At 71.1% G+C, this 14,962-nt stretch carries 16 protein-coding genes; 10 read left to right on the forward strand and 6 right to left on the reverse strand.

The features are described from left to right. The first annotated feature begins 37 nt into the window (after positions 1–37). The 6 genes from QQ657_RS31125 (at position 38) to QQ657_RS31150 (ending at position 4,964) form a co-directional block, all read left to right on the forward strand. Entirely contained in the window at positions 38–1,234 is a 1,197-nt protein-coding gene (locus QQ657_RS31125; RefSeq protein WP_284745824.1) for a PP2C family protein-serine/threonine phosphatase, read from the forward strand. Then, positions 1,231–2,751 (forward strand): sensor histidine kinase, encoded by a 1,521-nt coding sequence (locus tag QQ657_RS31130; RefSeq protein WP_284745825.1) that lies wholly within the window; start codon positions 1,231–1,233, stop codon positions 2,749–2,751. The genes QQ657_RS31125 and QQ657_RS31130 overlap by 4 nt, the downstream gene beginning before the upstream one ends. Next, the gene (locus QQ657_RS31135; RefSeq protein WP_284745826.1) at positions 2,748–3,188 is read left to right on the forward strand and encodes a response regulator; all 441 of its coding nucleotides are present in this window, start codon (positions 2,748–2,750) and stop codon (positions 3,186–3,188) included. Before QQ657_RS31130 ends, QQ657_RS31135 begins: the two co-directional genes overlap by 4 nt. Before the next feature lie 47 nt (positions 3,189–3,235). Further along, positions 3,236–3,595, forward strand: a complete 360-nt coding sequence (locus tag QQ657_RS31140) for an STAS domain-containing protein (RefSeq protein WP_284745827.1) — start codon at positions 3,236–3,238, stop codon at positions 3,593–3,595. 23 nt (positions 3,596–3,618) lie between these two features. Beyond that, the gene (locus QQ657_RS31145; RefSeq protein WP_284745828.1) at positions 3,619–4,038 is read left to right on the forward strand and encodes an ATP-binding protein; all 420 of its coding nucleotides are present in this window, start codon (positions 3,619–3,621) and stop codon (positions 4,036–4,038) included. 173 nt (positions 4,039–4,211) lie between these two features. Then, positions 4,212–4,964, forward strand: coding sequence for a dienelactone hydrolase family protein (locus QQ657_RS31150; RefSeq protein ID WP_284745829.1), 753 nt, complete (start codon positions 4,212–4,214; stop codon positions 4,962–4,964). Between the two features lie 58 nt (positions 4,965–5,022). Here QQ657_RS31150 and QQ657_RS31155 read toward each other — a convergent pair whose 3' ends face one another. From QQ657_RS31155 to QQ657_RS31175, 5 genes are all read right to left on the reverse strand, one after another. Next, complete coding sequence (locus QQ657_RS31155; protein WP_284745830.1) at positions 5,023–6,645, reverse strand: phospholipase C; 1,623 nt, start codon at positions 6,643–6,645, stop codon at positions 5,023–5,025. A gap of 30 nt (positions 6,646–6,675) precedes the next feature. Further along, positions 6,676–7,833, reverse strand: coding sequence for a Dyp-type peroxidase (locus QQ657_RS31160; protein WP_284745857.1), 1,158 nt, complete (start codon positions 7,831–7,833; stop codon positions 6,676–6,678). 86 nt (positions 7,834–7,919) lie between these two features. Further along, positions 7,920–9,077, reverse strand: coding sequence for an EfeM/EfeO family lipoprotein (locus QQ657_RS31165; protein WP_350310714.1), 1,158 nt, complete (start codon positions 9,075–9,077; stop codon positions 7,920–7,922). 204 nt (positions 9,078–9,281) lie between these two features. After that, the gene (locus QQ657_RS31170; protein ID WP_284745858.1) at positions 9,282–10,064 is read right to left on the reverse strand and encodes an ArsR/SmtB family transcription factor; all 783 of its coding nucleotides are present in this window, start codon (positions 10,062–10,064) and stop codon (positions 9,282–9,284) included. 78 nt (positions 10,065–10,142) lie between these two features. Next, a complete protein-coding gene (locus QQ657_RS31175) occupies positions 10,143–10,463 on the reverse strand; it encodes a hypothetical protein (protein ID WP_284745832.1) in 321 nt (106 codons plus the stop codon). Between the two features lie 13 nt (positions 10,464–10,476). Between QQ657_RS31175 and QQ657_RS31180 the strand changes: the two genes are divergently transcribed. Genes QQ657_RS31180 through QQ657_RS31190 form a run of 3 tightly spaced genes read left to right on the forward strand, consistent with a single transcriptional unit; the run spans position 10,477 to position 13,683 of the window. After that, on the forward strand, positions 10,477–11,043 hold the full coding sequence (locus QQ657_RS31180; protein WP_284745833.1) for a hypothetical protein: 567 nt from the start codon (positions 10,477–10,479) through the stop codon (positions 11,041–11,043). A gap of 40 nt (positions 11,044–11,083) precedes the next feature. Then, positions 11,084–11,905 carry a hypothetical protein gene (locus tag QQ657_RS31185; RefSeq protein ID WP_284745834.1) on the forward strand — a complete coding sequence of 274 codons (822 nt, stop codon included), beginning with the start codon at positions 11,084–11,086 and terminating at the stop codon, positions 11,903–11,905. Further along, positions 11,902–13,683: a serine/threonine-protein kinase gene (locus tag QQ657_RS31190; protein ID WP_284745835.1), complete on the forward strand. Its 1,782-nt coding sequence runs from the start codon at positions 11,902–11,904 to the stop codon at positions 13,681–13,683. The genes QQ657_RS31185 and QQ657_RS31190 overlap by 4 nt, the downstream gene beginning before the upstream one ends. Here the strand turns inward: QQ657_RS31190 and QQ657_RS31195 are convergent. After that, positions 13,661–14,083, reverse strand: coding sequence for a hypothetical protein (locus QQ657_RS31195; protein WP_284745836.1), 423 nt, complete (start codon positions 14,081–14,083; stop codon positions 13,661–13,663). The genes QQ657_RS31190 and QQ657_RS31195 overlap by 23 nt on opposite strands. A 282-nt stretch (positions 14,084–14,365) precedes the next feature. Between QQ657_RS31195 and QQ657_RS31200 the strand changes: the two genes are divergently transcribed. Next, positions 14,366–14,911 (forward strand): AAA family ATPase, encoded by a 546-nt coding sequence (locus tag QQ657_RS31200; protein ID WP_284745837.1) that lies wholly within the window; start codon positions 14,366–14,368, stop codon positions 14,909–14,911. Positions 14,912–14,962: the final 51 nt, after the last annotated feature.

The raw sequence follows: 14,962 nt of genomic DNA on the forward strand, positions 1-14,962 counted from the left end.
ATGTGCTGGCTCACGAGCAGCCGAACGGGAGAAGCCGGTGACCGCCGCGCACGACTCATCGTGGGACTCCGGCACCCGTCTGCGCGTGCTGCTGGTGGAGGACGACGACGGCGACGCGCTGCTGGTCGAGGAGATGCTGGCGGACACCGCCGTGCCGTTCTCGCTCGAACGCGTCGAAACGCTCGCCGCCGCGCTGGCCGGCCCCCTCACCGCCGACTGCGTAATCCTCGACCTGCAGCTGCCCGACGCCATGGGCCTGAGCGGCCTGACCAAGCTGGGCCAGCACGCGCCCGGCGTCGCGATCGTCGTCCTGACCGGCGGGCACGACCAGGCCACCGGCGTCGCCGCGGTCGCCGCCGGCGCCCAGGACTACCTCGTCAAGGACCAGGTGGACGGGCCGCTGCTGGTGAAGGCGCTGCGCTTCGCCCGGGAACGCAAGCGCGCCGAGCAGGTCGAGCAGCAGTTCCTGCAGCAGCAGCTGCTCGCCCGCGAGAACGCCCGGCTCGAACGCGGCCTGCTGCCCGTCCCGCTGCTGCGCGACCCGCACCTCGAGCTCGCCTCCCGCTACCGCCCGGGCCGCAACGGATCCCTGCTGGGCGGCGACTTCTACGACGCGATCGAGCTCTCCGACGGCACCGTGCACATGATGATCGGCGACGTCTGCGGCCACGGCCCGGACGAGGCCGCGCTCGGCGTCGCGCTGCGGATCGCGTGGCGCTCGCTCGTGATGGCCGGCCTGCCGATGGCCGACGTGCTGAGCATGGTCGAGCGGGTGCTGGTGCACGAGCGGATCGAGCCGCTGTTCGCCACCGTCTGCATGGTCGTCGTCGCACCGGACCGAAGATCCCTGCGCCTGTCGCTGGCCGGGCACCTGCCGCCGCTGCTGCTCACCCCGGGCGACGGGCACCTGCTCTCCGGCAAGCACCTCGGCGTCCCGCTCGGCGTCGTCGAAGGCACGAAGTGGGAGGCCCTCGACGTGCCGCTGGAACCGGGCTGGTCGCTGCTGCTCTACACCGACGGCGTGTTCGAAGGCCGCGTCGGCGCCGGGTCGGAACGGCTCGGCCACGAGCGGATGGCCGCGATCGTCCTCGACATCCAGCACCAGGCCGGCCTGGCCGGCACCGACCTGCTCGACGAGCTGATCGCCCGCGCCGAGCGGCTCAACTCCGGCCCGCTCGACGACGACGTCGCCCTCGCTCTGCTCAGTCACGACCCGGGGAAGCAGGTTCGATGAGCGCTGAAGCACGCGGCTGGACGATCCGCCGCTGGCTCACCCTGCTCGCCGTGACCGAGGCGGTGCTGCTGCTCGCGGCGCTGGCCGGCGGCGGGATGGCGATGAACAACCTCACCGACGCCCGCAACCGCCTGCTCGACGTCATCGGCGCCCAGCGGCTCGCCGCCATCCAGCTGTCGACGGCCCTGCTGAACCAGGAGACCGGCGTCCGCGGTTACCAGCTCGGCCGGCAGCCGGACTTCCTCACCCCGTACACCGACGGCGTCCGGTCGCAGGCCGACGCCGTCACCCAGCTGCGGCGGCTCGGGGCCACGCCGGGCACGCAGATCGGCGACGACCTCGACCGCGTCCAGCGGGCCGCGTCGACCTGGCAGGCGACGATCGCGCCCACCATCACCCCGGCCGCGCCCCCGGTCACCCCGGCGCAGGCCGACCGCAGCCGGACCCAGTTCGACGCGGTCCGCGGCGCCCTCGACGCGCAGGCCGCGCACTTGGCGACGCTGCGCAACGAGGGCCGCGCCGACCTCGACAGCGCGGCGAGCTTCCTGACCGCGATGCTCATCGCCGTCGCGGTACTGGTGGTGCTGCTGTTCGTGGTCCTGTTCCTCGGCCTGCGGCGGGTCATCACCCGGCCGATCCTGCGGCTGGCGGACGAGGTCCGCCACGTCGCCGACCAGGACGTCCACCGGCCGGTGAACGGGAACGGACCGCGCGAGATCGCCCAGCTCGGCGCCGACGTCGAGGCCATGCGGCAGCGCATCCTCGACGAGGTCGCCGAGCTCGAGCGGGCGCACGCGATGCTGGACCGCCGGACCCGCGAGCTGGAGCGGTCGAACGCCGACCTGGAGCAGTTCGCCTACGTCGCTTCGCACGACCTGCAGGAACCGCTGCGGAAGGTGGCGAGCTTCTGCCAGCTGCTGCAGAAGCGCTACCAGGGCCTGCTCGACGAGCGCGGTGAGCAGTACATCGAGTACGCCGTCGACGGCGCGAAGCGGATGCAGGTCCTGATCAACGACCTCCTGGCGTTCTCGCGGGTCGGGCGCAAGCCGGGCGAGCACGTCGTGGTCGAGGCGGGCAGGCTGGTCGACGACGCGGTCGCGAACCTGGAGGTGGCGCTTTCGCTGAGCGCCGGCAAGGTCGAGCACGGCGAGCTGCCCGAGGTGCGCGTCGAGCCGGCGCTGATGACGGCCGTGTTCCAGAACCTGATCGGCAACGCCCTGAAGTTCAAGGGCGAGACGCCGCCGGAGGTGCGGGTCAGCGCGGACCGCGACGGCGAGGACTGGGTCTTCTCGGTGTCGGACAACGGGATCGGCATCGACGGGGAGTACGCCGAACGGGTCTTCGCGCTGTTCCAGCGGCTGCACACCCGCAGCGCGTACCCGGGCACCGGCATCGGCCTGGCCCTGTGCCGCCGGATCGTCGAGTACCACGGTGGCCGGATCTGGCTCGACACCGAGGCGGACGACACCACGTTCCGCTTCACCATCCCGGTCGCCGGGGACGAGGGGGACGCATGACGCAGGCGCACGAGCCGATCGACATCCTGCTCGTCGAGGACGACCCCGGCGACGTGCTGATGACGCGCGAGGCCTTCGAGCACCACAAGATCCGCAACGCGCTGCACATCGCGAGCGACGGCGTCGAGGCGCTCGAGTTCCTGAAGCGGAAGGGGCGCTTCGGGCAGGCGCCCCGGCCGGACCTGATCCTGCTCGACCTCAACCTCCCCCGCAAGGACGGCCGGGAGGTGCTCGGCGAGATCAAGCAGGACCCGGACCTGCGCACGATCCCGGTGGTCGTGCTGACGACGTCCGAAGCGGACGAGGACATCGTGCGCAGCTATGACCTGCACGCCAACGCCTACGTCACCAAGCCGGTCGACTTCGAGAAGTTCGTCGAGGTGGTCCGGAAGATCGACGAATTCTGGGTCACGGTCGTGAAGCTGCCGCGCCGCTGAAAGGCGTCGATGGCGGGGCGGCGGAGATTGGGGCACCATAAAGGGCCGTGACCTCTTCATCCCGGGATCTCCCCGCCGTCGAGCTGGCGGTCACGCTCGACTGGCGGGACACGGCCGCGGTCCTGTGCGTGGCGGGGGAGATCGACCTGCTGAGCGCGCCGGAGTTCGAGGAAGTCGTCGACGTCGTGCTGGCCGGCGAACCGCGGACGCTGGTGGTCGACCTGCGCGCGGTGACGTTCTTCTGCTCGGCGGGCCTGCAGGTGCTCGCGGCCGCGCACCGGCGACTGCCCGAGCGGGCGCTGCGGGTGGTGAGCGACTCGCCGGTGACGTCGGGGCCGCTGAAGACCACCGGTCTCGACACGTGGATCGGCATCCACGCGACGGTCGACGAAGCGCTGCGCAAGTGACGGGCGCGGAAAGGCGACTGCCGATGGACGAACCCCCGGGGCCGTTCCGCTGCCACGGCGTGCAGGCGGTGCCCCAGGACCTGCGGCGGCTCCGGCACGACCTGACGGCGTGGGTCCTCTCGGTGGGCGTCGACGCGGGCCGGGCGCAGGACATCGTGCTGGCGAGCTACGAGGCACTGGCCAACGTCGCCGACCACGCGTACGAGGGGGCGGGGTCCGGCGTGGTCGACCTCGACGCTTCGGTGCACCGCGACCGGATCGAGGTGGTCATCAAGGACCACGGCAAGTGGCGGACCCCGGTGGTGGACCCCCGCCCGGTTTCGGTGCGGGGGCGCGGGTTGACGCTGCTGCGGGCGAGCGCCGACCGGGCGGACATCTCGTCCGGCGAAGCGGGGACCGTGGTGACGCTGGCCTGGGACCTGGCGCCGGTGCACCCGTCGTGAGCGGAAAATGGTGAGGCGACCCGGCGTCCGGCTGGTAGCGTGGCGTCGGCCGTGACCCACCCGAGGAGGTGAGACCCGTGAACGCAGTACGTACGTGGGTGCTCCCCCTCGCCGTCATGGTCGGGCGATAGGCCTCGGGAGCGCCGTTTCCGGCACTTCCGAAAGGCATTTCCATGGATCCTCTGCTTTTCACGTCCGAGACGAGCTCGGACGGCGTCGTCGAGCGCGGCTTCACCGTCGGCGACGTCCCCGGTGTCCTCTGGTCACCCGCCTCCGGCCCTGAACACGCGCCCGTGGTGCTGATGGGCCACGGCGGCGGCCTGCACAAGAAGACGCCGGCCCTCGCGGCCCGGGCCCGCGACGCCGTGACCCGTCAGGGCTTCTCCGTCGTGGCCATCGACGCTCCCGGGCACGGCGACCGGCCGCGCACGGCCGAAGACGAGCGGGTCCGCGCCGGCTTCCGGCAGGCACACGCGACGGGCGACCGGGAACGGTTCCGGTCGGTCAGCGTCGACTACGCCCTCTCCCTGGCGGAGCGGGCCGTCCCCGAATGGCGGGCCACGCTGGACGCCCTCCAGCGGCTGCCCGAAATCGGCCGCGATGCCCCGATCGGTTACGGCGGCGGCATCTCGCTGGGCACCGCGATCGGGATCCCGTTGACGGCGGCCGATCCGCGCATCTCCGCGGCCGTTTTCGGCGGCGGGTTCTTCGTCTACGAAGAGCTGCTCGAGGCGGCGCGGCGGATCACCGTGCCGGTCCAGTTCCTGCTCCCGTGGGACGACGAGCACGTCGACCGGCAGTCGTGCTTCGCGTTGTTCGACGCCTTCGCCACCGAAGAGAAGACGTTGCACGCCAACCCGGGCGATCACCGCCGCATCCGCTGGATCGGCGTCGACGAGGGTTTCCTGGCCCGGCATCTGAACTGAGCCTCGCGAAGGAACGGGCCCGTGGCGGAGTCGCCACGGGCCCGCGCTCCACTGTGGACTAGCTGTGCACCACGGCACCGGTCTTCGGGTCGAGCGTGACCTTCTTCGCCTCAGGCCACCAGAAATCGAACATCCCGTTCATCGACCCCGCGCGGGAGTCGAACGACGAGTCGCCGATTCGGCCGGCGAACCAGTTGTCCTCGATGAACTTCAGCACCGAGGTCTGATCCGTCAGCGAGTGGTCGACGTGGTTCACCTTGCTGTACGGCGAAATCACCAGCAGCGGCAGCCGGGGGCCGTAACCGCAGCGGTCCGCGTACGTGCCTGCCGTCGTCGGCTTGCCCGTGCACACCGCCTGGTCCTGCGCCGCGTCGTGGGAACCGTTGATCACCTTCGACGCCTGGTGGTCGTACCAGCCGTCCGAGTCGTCGTAGGCCAGGACGATGGCCGTCGACTTCCAGTCCGGGGACTGCTGGATCTTGTTGATCTCGCTGACCACGAACTGCTGCTCGTCCAGCGGGTCCGAGTACCCCGCGTGGCCGTCCTGGTACTCCGGGGCCTTCAGGAAGCTCACCGCGGGCATCGAGCCGGCGCGCAGCGCGTCGTCGAAGTCCGAGGTGTCGTACTGGTGGTTCGCGCGGTCGGTCTGGCCGATCGCCTGCACCGACGACGGCGGCAGGTGCTTCGGGTTCGCCGTCGACGGGTAGTACTGGAACGGCTCGTGGTGCGGGCTGTAGTCCACCGCCGCGTTGCCGCCGACGTTGGTGTGCGTCGCACCGCAGACCGCGTAACCGCCGGCTTCGCCGGTGGGGCGGAAGCCGCCCTGGAACCAGCCCCACGTCACGTGGCGCTGGTTGAGCAGGTCACCGACGTTGCGGCCGTGCATCGTGGCCAGGTTGTCCTTGCTCGTGTGGTTCTTGTCCGAGCAGTCGTCCCACGCCGGGTCCGGGTCGTTGATCATCGTGCCGATGCCGTTCGCGTCCGGCGACTGCACGGCGTAGGCGTCGCTGACCGGCTCGTGCGTCACCGGGTCGACCGCCTGGACGCCGTGGGTGTTGCCCGAGATCAGGTCGATCGCGCCCGGGCTGGACGGGCCGAACACCGTGTTGAACGAGTTGTCGTTCAGCGCGTAGTGCTGCGCGTAGTTCCACATGCCGGTGACGGTGTTGCCGTCGTAGTAGTCCATCACCAGGCCGGGCTCGCCGAACAGCACGGGCTGGCCGGTGCACTTGTCCGTCTCGGTCTTCTCGACGAACTTGTCCATCTTGCCGCCGTTGAAGGCGGCCTGCTCGGCGCCGTAGTTGTGGTTCTGGTCGCAGGTCATCGCCTGCTCGTGCGTGAGCCGCTTCGGGTCGTACGCGTTGGGGTTGTTCGTCAGCAGCTTGTGGTCCAGGCCGTTGACCTTCGGGGTGTTGCGCGCGGCCTGGAACGGGGTGCCGTCCGTGTTGGCCGCGTTCGGGTAGGTGCCGAAGTAGTGGTCGAACGAGATGTTCTCGCCGAAGATGACCACGACGTGCTTGATCGGCGTCGAGGTCGGGATCCAGTGCGCGGGGAACAGGTTCAGCGGCTGGGCTTCCGCGGTGCTCGCCGCGGAACCGGTGACGACGGCCAGCACGGCGACCGAGGCGAGGGCCCCGGCGCCGAGCAGGCCGCGTCGCCGGCGGCGGATTCTCGTGTCCACAGTGGATTCCTTTCGTGGTGGGTTCGCCGGTCAGGCGAGCAAAGAGCGGCCGAAGTGGTCGTCCGGCCCGGTGACGCCCGGCAGCGCGAAGAAGTAGCCGCCGCCGAACGGGGAGATGTAGTCGGTCAGGGGTTCGTCGGCCAGCCGCGTCTGGACCGCCTCGAACTGGCGTTCCAGGTCCTGCTGGTAGCAGACGAAGATCAGGCCCATGTCGAGGTTGCCGTTGCTGTCGATACCGCGGTCGTAGTTCACCGCGCGGCGCAGGATCCGGCTGGCGTCGGTTTCCGGCGTGCGCGGGTTGGCTTTCCGGATGTGGCTGGTCAGCGGGATCACGGTGCCGACGGGGTCGTCGGCGTAGCGGGGGACGTCGGTCTCCTCGGTACCGTCGAGCGGGGCGCCGGTGTCGCGGCGGCGGCCGAACATGTTCTCCTGCTCGGCCAGCGAGACCCGGTCCCAGAACTCGACCAGCATCCGGATCAGCCGGACGACCTGGTAGCTGCCGCCCGCCGCCCACGCGGGTTCGCTTGGTGCGGACGTCCACACGAGACGGTCGAAGTCGGCTTCTTCCGGGTTGGCGGTGCCGTCCTTGAAACCCATCAGGTTCCGCGGGGTCCCGGCCGGGCGCGGCGGGGAGCTGAAGCCGTTGAGCTTCCAGCGCAGCTGCATGCCGCCACGGGTCGCGCGGGCGATGTCGCGCAGCGCGTGCAGGACGGTGTCGGTGGAGTTCGCGGACAGCGTGAGGCTGAGGTCGCCGTGGCACTGGGCGGGGTCGAGGGCGTCGTTCGCGAACGTCGTCATCGGCTTCAGCTTGGCGGGCTTGAGTTTCGCGAGGCCGTACCGGTCGTCGAACAGCGACGCACCGGCGCCGAGGATCACGCCCAGGTCCCCACCGGGCACAACGGGCCCGAGAACACCGGAGTCGGCGGGCGGCGCGCTGATCCCGAGCGCGGCGGGCGCGCCGCCACCGGTGAGGAACCGCGCCCGCTCGGTGATCGCACGGAAGAGATCGGTGAGCTCGGCCTTCGACTCGGCGACGACATCGAAGGAGGCGACGATGGTTTGAGTGGGCGGGGTCCGCAGGATGGCGGCTTGGGTGGCGCCGTGGAAGGCAACGGGGGAGGTGCCCTCGGTGACGGCGGAGGAAGCCCCGAGCCCGGCCCCGGCGGCGACGGTGAGGCCGGCGCCCATCGCGGCCCGGCGCAGGAAGGAACGCCGGGGGAGGCCGGTGGTGGGCTGCTGGGCCGGGTGCGGCACGGGACAGCGAGGCTGGTCGGTCACGAGACCCTCCTCGGCTCGGCGATCGCCGCGATCGGGGCCAGCAGCTCCGTCAACTCGCTCACGTCCGCGTTCAGCTTCTGCCTCTCCTTCAACGGCAGCTGCGCCAGCGGCGTCCAGCTGCCGTCCGGCCGGTGGGCCGCGTCCAAAGTGGTCTGAGTGCGGTTCAGCCAGCTGTCCACCTTGGACAAATCCGGGTACCTCGGCGCCAGCAGCGGGCGGAGGACGTCCAGCACCGCGCGGGTTCCGTCGAGGTTGGCGCGAGCCGTGGCCAGGTTGGTTGCGCTGCCGTAGTCCGTGCGGCCCGTCAGTTCGAACTGCAGCGTGTTCTCCATGATCTCGTGCGCGCGCAGGGCCAGGTCGTTGCCGTCGACCTGGCTGTCGGCGAACGACGCCTGCAGTGCGCGGGCGTCCGTGTCCAGCCGGTCGGCCACCGCCCCGAGCGCGCCCAGGTCCTCGTTGTGCCACAGGCCCTGCTCGAGGCGGTGGAAGCCGGTGAAACCCTCGTCCGACGTGCCGTTCGGGAGGCCGTCGGCGGTGCCGTTGAGCGCGCCGTCGGAATCGCCGAACGCGTCGTACGCCGCGCCCAGCCGCTCGTACGTCAGGTGGGCCGTCAGCCAGGCCGCCTCGCTCACCGAACGGTCGCCGCCGTGGATCGCGTTCTTCAGCGCGCCCGTGTTCGCGACCAGCTCGCCGAGACCCGTCGTGACGTGCTGCTGGTAGGCCTTGAGCGGCCCGAGCAGGTCGTTGTGCGTCACCGGCGCGACACCCGGCCCGGTCCGCTCGGCCCCGCCGCTGACCTGCACCGCCGGCCCGACGATCGCGCCCGCGTCCTCCGGCAGGCAGCGGAACGCGTAGCTGCCGTTGCCGAGGTTGACCTGCAGCGGCCGGGTGGTCGCCGCGCCGAGGCCCTCGACCTCGCCGTAGATCACCCCGGTCGCCGGGTCGATCAGGTCGACCTCGGCGGTCACCGACCCGGTGTTGTGCAGGCGGAACGTCTGCGGCCCGGGCTTCGGGTCCGACCAGCCGGTGCCGCACGCCGAGCGCGACACCGCGATCTCCGGGTCGCCCGCGGCAGCGCTGTCCGGCCAGAACGCCACGACGGCTCCCGCCGCGACGGCCACGACCACGGCCGCCACGATCCAGCGGCTACGCACTGACCCCGGCACGCACACTCTCCCGTCACTCGATCGGACCATCACCGGTCACGGATTATGCGAGCCTATCGCCCGAAAAACCGCATCGGATGCCGTCGAGAGGAGGGAATTCACCGGGACTTCAGCCCGGCGCCCACGAAAGGGGGAGAAATCAGACGATTTCGTGTGCCAGATCTGTCTGGTTGGGAAGGTTCGTCCGGTTGGTTACGCTCCGGGCAGCGGCGACCCGGTCTCCAGCAGCGTCTTCAGGCTCGAGAGCAGCGCGGGCCAGCCCTCGCTGCACATCGCCATGACCGTGCTGCCGGGCTCGAAACCGTCGTGCAGCACCGTCAGCTTCACGGTTTCCCCGTGCGGTTCGAGCGTGAAGCTGACCTTCGAGCGGCCTTCCCGCTGCAGTTTCGCCAACGTTTCGGCGTCGATTCCGTTTCCCTTCGCCCATTCTTCGGTGAACGTGTGCCAGGTGTAGGAAAGACGGCGGTACGGGTCCGATTCGAGGACGACCTGGTCGGGATGGCTCGTTTTCGCGCCGCTTTCTACCCAGACCATCGGCGATCCCTTTTTCCAGTCGGTTTCGAAGGCGACACCCCAGTACTGCCGGGTGAACGCCGGTTCGGTAAGCGCTTGCCAGAGCTTTTCCGGGGTCGTGCTGATATGGGTGGTGTACGCGAATTCGTTCATGGGTTCGGACTCCAGGGCTCGTTTCAGATCGGCCAGCGCGCCGGCCCGCTGCCGGTCGAAGCGGGTCATCCAGCGCTCGGCGATCGCGTTGATCGGCGCGGCGTCGAGGTGGTGCAGCTTTTCGCGGCCGCGCCAGGTCGTCGTGACCAGGCCGGCCGCCTCGAGCACGGCCAGGTGCTTGCTCACCGACTGGCGGGCCATGTCCAGCCCCGCGCACAGTTCGCGCAGGGTCTGGCCATTGCGCTCGTTGAGCACGTCCAGCAGCTGACGGCGGCTGGGGTCGGCCAGCGCCTTGAACACCTCGTCCATCGCGCCTTCCTTCAAACATGCAGCCAATCGGCTGCCTATGCACGATAGGCAGCCGAAAGGCTGCATGTCAACCGGGGGTCAGCGGAAGCGGATCGCCGTGATGCCCGCGAGCACGAAGAACACGAGGATGACCAGCGTCCCGGTCTGCCCGCCGGACGACCGCGTCACGACCTGGTCGACCGCGCCGGTCAGCCGCACCCCGCACTCGGCGATGACGGTGTGCCGCCCCGCCTCGATCCGCGTGAACTCGACCGGCGCGGTGAAGGCGCCGGAGCTGTCCGCGTAGGCGGAGCCGACCTCCATCCCGTCGGAGGTCAGGGTGACCATCCGGCTCGGCTCGCAGCCCTTCCCGGACGCCGACAGCTCGTCGCCGGGCTGCACGCTCGGCCGGTCGAGCACCAGCTCACCCGGCTTGGGCTCGGTGCTGGTGGTGGCCGGGGTGCCGGGGGTGGTCGGCGTGGTGGACGTCGGCGGCGTGCTCGTGGTGGTCGGCGGGGTGGTCGTGGTCGAAGGCGGGGTCGTGGTGATGCTGGGCTTGGACGGGCGCGTGGTCACGACTGGCGGCGTGGTCGTCGTCGGCGGCGGAGGAGTGGTCGTGGTGACTCCGGTGACGACGAAGGTGCCGCTGGCGGTTTGTTTCTGGCTCGTGCAGGTCGCGGTCACCGTGTACGAGCCCGGCTTCGCGCTCGCGGGCACAGCTGTCGGGAACTGCCCACTGGTCGCCGGGGCCACCTTGGAGCCGAGGGACGTACCCGCCCAGAAGAAATTGATGATCCGGCACGTCGGGAAACCGTTCCAGGAAATGGTGAACGAGCTGCCCGCCGGCCCACTCGACGGTTTCAAACCAACCGAAGGAGGAACCTGTGCATTGGCGTTACCTGCGACCGCGAGCAGAAGTATCGCTCCGGCCACGGCGCCGAAAAACAGCCGAACCACGAATCGCATTGGGACGTCCCTCCCCGGTGTGTGCTCGCTGTAGCATTCCGGACCAGTCGGATAACGCAAGTAGGGGATGCCCAATGGGACGTGTCATCGCGGCGGGGGTTGCGTTGGGTTTGTGCGGGGTGCTGCTCGGCGCGCTGCCGGCGTCGGCGCAGGCAGCGCCGGCCGGGTCCGGCTCGCTCGGCGTGCAGGTGTCGATCGACCGGCGGCCGATCGCCGACGCCACGGTCCCGATCGACCCCGCCAAGCAGGTCGAGCTGCAGGTCGTGGCCACCAACTCCGGCGCCGCCCCGGTGAAGGTCCGCAGCGTGCGGCTCTCCGGCGTCGCGCTCGCCCTCACCTTTTTCGCCTACGACACGACCGCGCCGTTCGAAGTGCCGGCGCGGGGGTCGATCACCCGGACGTTCGTACTGGACCTCGGCGACCTCGCCGGACAGGCGACCGGGCTGCTGCCGTCGTCGGTCGAGCTGCTCGACGCCCAGCGTGCCACGCTCGGCGAGGCGACGACGGTCGCCGACGTCCGCGGCTCCTTCTGGTCGGTCTACGGCGTCTTCGGCCTGGCGATGCTCGTGCTCACCGTCCTGGCCTGGCTGGCCGCGCTGCTCGCGCTCGCCCGGCACCGGCTGGCGCCCAACCGCTGGCGCCGCGGCCTGCGGTTCCTGCCCGCCGGGTTCGGCACCGGGCTGGTCGCGGTGATCACGCTGTCCGTCCTGCGGCTGGTCCCGCCGGAGCCGGCGATCGAGATCCCGGTGGTGCTGGGCGCCGCGGCGATCGCGTTCCTGCTCGGCTATCTCACGCCGCACCCTGCGCCGCCGCGGGCCGACACGGGCAGTGACACGCCCAGCAGCGACACCACCGTCCGGATGGCTATCCCGCCCTCCCAGGAATTCACCCGATGAGCGCACCGGCCGAGCTGGTCGCCGCCCTCCCGCAGTACGACATCGGCGCCGAGATCGGCGAAGGCGGCATGGGCGTCGTCTTCGCCGGGACGCACCGGACGCTCGGGCGCAGCGTCGCGATCAAGCAGCTGCCCTGGGACGTGCTCAACCACACCACGACCAGTGAGCTGTTCGACCGCGAGGCCCGCGTGCTGGCCAGCCTGGACCACCCGCACATCGTGCCGGTGTACGACTACGTCCGCACCGGCCGCGAACACCTGCTGGTGATGGAACGGCTCGACGGCGGCACCGTGCACAGCCGGTTCCACGGCGGCGGCGTCAGCGGCGAGCAGGCGTGCGCGATCGGCCTGGCGACGCTCGCCGGGCTGCACGCGGCGCACCGGGCCGGCGTGCTGCACCTCGACGTCAAGCCGCGGAACCTGCTGTTCAACCTGCAGGGCGTGGTCAAGGTGGCGGACTTCGGCATCGCGCGGGTGATCAGCGAGGGCGCCACGCTCGTCACGCACGGGGGCGAAATCCTCGGCACCCCGGCGTACATCGCGCCCGAGCAGGCGATGGGCAACGCGCTGAGCCCGGCGGCCGACGTCTACGCGACCGGCACGGTGCTCTACGAGCTGCTGTCCCGGCAGCTGCCGTTCGACAACACGCGCGGCGCGATCAGCATGATGCGCCAGCACATGTTCACCGACCCGCGGCCGATCGCGGGCGTCCCGATGCCGATCGCCGGCGTGATCATGCGCAGCCTCGCGCGTGAACTCGATTCGCGTTATCGCGAGGCGGAGTCCTTCGCGGCCGACCTGGCCGCGGCCGCGACCGCCGTCTACGGACCGGGCTGGCTCGAGCGGTCCGGGGTGCCGGTGCTGCACCTGACGCCGCGGGTGATCGCCGGGCTCAACTCGCCCACCGCGCCGGCGCCGCCGGGGGAGGCCCGGACGCGGCCGGTCCAGCGGCCGCCGGGGCCGAACGCGACGCTGGTCGCGCCGAGCGGGTCGCTCGACACGGGTTCCGGCCCGGTGACCGGCGGTCCGGGCTCCGGCTGGGCGGACGACGGTTCCGGTCCGCAGGCCACGGCGTCCGGCTCGAAGGCCGCGGTCCTGTGGCTGCGGCTGGCCGCGGCGGCGGCCGCGGTCGTGCTGGTCGTCCTCGCGCTGCTCAACCCGGAGCAGCTGCCGCACCAGGCGTCGCCGACGTTGCTGCTCGGCAGCGAGCCCGTCACGACGCCGGTCGAGGTGGACCTCAGCAAGCCCCTGACGCTGGCCGGCACCGGCAACCCGGGCCCCGTCGCGCTCACGCTGTCCGCGGCCGGGATCCCGCTCGGCTCGGCCGAGACCGACGCGAAACCGGCGGGCAACGGCTTCACCGCGCAGCTCACCCTGCCGGCGATCGCGCGGTGGGTCGTCGGCGGCGCGGTCACGGCGACGGTGCGGACCGGGCCGGTCACGCAGACGTTCACGCTGCGCACCAGCCAGCACCCGCTGGCCAGCGCGATGGGCGCGGGCAGTCTCATCCTGGCGCTGTTCGCGCTCGCCTACCTCGAGTCCGGGCTGCGGACGATCCGCAACGGTCACCGGTGGCGCGGCGCGCTGGTCGGCGGGCCGGTGCTGGGCCTGCTGTTCGGTGCCGTCGCGTGGCTGTGCGTTTCGGTGCTGCGCGTGCACGAACCGGCCCCTGGCTTCGGCGCCGGGTGCGCGGTGGCGGGCGCTGTCGCGGCCGGGCTCGTGGTCGCGGCGGCGCGGCGCCGGGCGTCCACAGTGGTCAGTCGACCATCCGGACGGTGACGTGCGGGCTGTAGCTCTTGCGCCGGCTCCACCCGGTTTCGGCGCAGAGGCTCAGCTGGATGGCGCGGTCGGCCGGTGCCCAGTAGCCCGTGCGGACGAAGTAGCCCTCCATCGTGTTCAGCGCGCCGAGGCGCTTGCGGGCCGAACACATCTCCCAGCCCCACTGCCGTCCGGTCTTCTCGACGCCGTTGCGCCGCACGGACAGGCACGGGTTCCCGACCGCTCGGATGTCGGCGTCACCCTCGGTGACGTAGACGACGCCGTCGATCTTGTAGAACCGGTTGTTGTCGAGCAGGGAGACCTGCCCGGAGAGCGTGACCCCGACCCGGCCACCGTCGTCGCCCGTGAGCGTCCAATCGAGACAGAATTCCTGGACCGGGAGTTCCAGCGACTGGGTCATGGCGATTTCCCCTGTTCTAGCGGTGCGTCCCTTCCAGAAGATAGGGAAAATCCGGACGCCGGGAAGGGATGCGGACGATCTTCACCCGAAGCGGTTCCGGGACGACGAATGCCTTGGCGTGCATGGGTTTTCAAGCGAGTGGGTGACGCCGGGCACGCGAGGTGACATCGGGGCGTCTCTCCGGGTGGCGCCGGCCGCACGGTCGAGTCAGCCCTGGTCTTGATCACTCTCCGTGAGTTGAAGGTAAAGGAACCATTACCTTCGGCGGGGCGTTGACGGGGCATGAGCGAGCCCACGGTGATCGAGCTCGGGCCCCGCGACCTGCTCGTGGTGGCGGGCCTGCCCGGCGCGGGCAAGACGACGATGCTCGAGCACGCCGCGCCCGGCCTGGTGGTGCTGGACTCCGACCAGGTCCGCGCCCGGCTGACGGCGGTGCCCTTGCCGTACCGGTGCTACCGGCCGGTGGTCCACGCGTGGCACCGCGCCCGAGTGGTCCGGCGGGCGCTGGCGGCGGGGCCGATCGTGGTCCACGAGCCGTCGACGCGGGCTTCGACGCGCGCGATGCTGGCGCTGGTGGGGGTGGTGAGCGGCCGGCCGGTGCGGTTGCTGTTCCTGGACGCGACGGCTTCGGAGGCACTCGCGGGCCAGCGCAGCCGCGGGCGGATCGTGCGGCCGCGGTCGTTCGCCCGGCACGTCCGGCGGGCGGGGAAGTGGCGGGAGGAGCTGCTGGCTTCGCGGGTGCCGGTGGGGTGGAGCAGCGTGCAGGTGATCGACCGGGCCCGCGCGGTGCGGACGCGGGTGGTGGCGAAGCTGCTGGTGGGGTGCTGAGCGACCGCGCTGCGGTGCACCCTGCGAGTGCTTCGGCGGGCGCGAGGTCGG

The organism is Amycolatopsis ponsaeliensis (assembly GCF_030182635.1).
GTDB lineage: Bacteria > Actinomycetota > Actinomycetes > Mycobacteriales > Pseudonocardiaceae > Amycolatopsis > Amycolatopsis ponsaeliensis.

Coding starts and splice junctions, on each gene's coding strand:
- QQ657_RS31185 (WP_284745834.1), top strand. CDS start 11,084: ATGGGACGTGTCATCGCGGCGGGGGTTGCGTTGGGTTTGTGCGGGGTG.
- QQ657_RS31160 (WP_284745857.1), bottom strand. CDS start 7,833: ATGGGCGCCGGCCTCACCGTCGCCGCCGGGGCCGGGCTCGGGGCTTCC.
- QQ657_RS31130 (WP_284745825.1), top strand. CDS start 1,231: ATGAGCGCTGAAGCACGCGGCTGGACGATCCGCCGCTGGCTCACCCTG.
- QQ657_RS31170 (WP_284745858.1), bottom strand. CDS start 10,064: ATGGACGAGGTGTTCAAGGCGCTGGCCGACCCCAGCCGCCGTCAGCTG.
- QQ657_RS31135 (WP_284745826.1), top strand. CDS start 2,748: ATGACGCAGGCGCACGAGCCGATCGACATCCTGCTCGTCGAGGACGAC.
- QQ657_RS31150 (WP_284745829.1), top strand. CDS start 4,212: ATGGATCCTCTGCTTTTCACGTCCGAGACGAGCTCGGACGGCGTCGTC.
- QQ657_RS31195 (WP_284745836.1), bottom strand. CDS start 14,083: ATGACCCAGTCGCTGGAACTCCCGGTCCAGGAATTCTGTCTCGATTGG.
- QQ657_RS31190 (WP_284745835.1), top strand. CDS start 11,902: ATGAGCGCACCGGCCGAGCTGGTCGCCGCCCTCCCGCAGTACGACATC.
- QQ657_RS31145 (WP_284745828.1), top strand. CDS start 3,619: ATGGACGAACCCCCGGGGCCGTTCCGCTGCCACGGCGTGCAGGCGGTG.
- QQ657_RS31200 (WP_284745837.1), top strand. CDS start 14,366: ATGAGCGAGCCCACGGTGATCGAGCTCGGGCCCCGCGACCTGCTCGTG.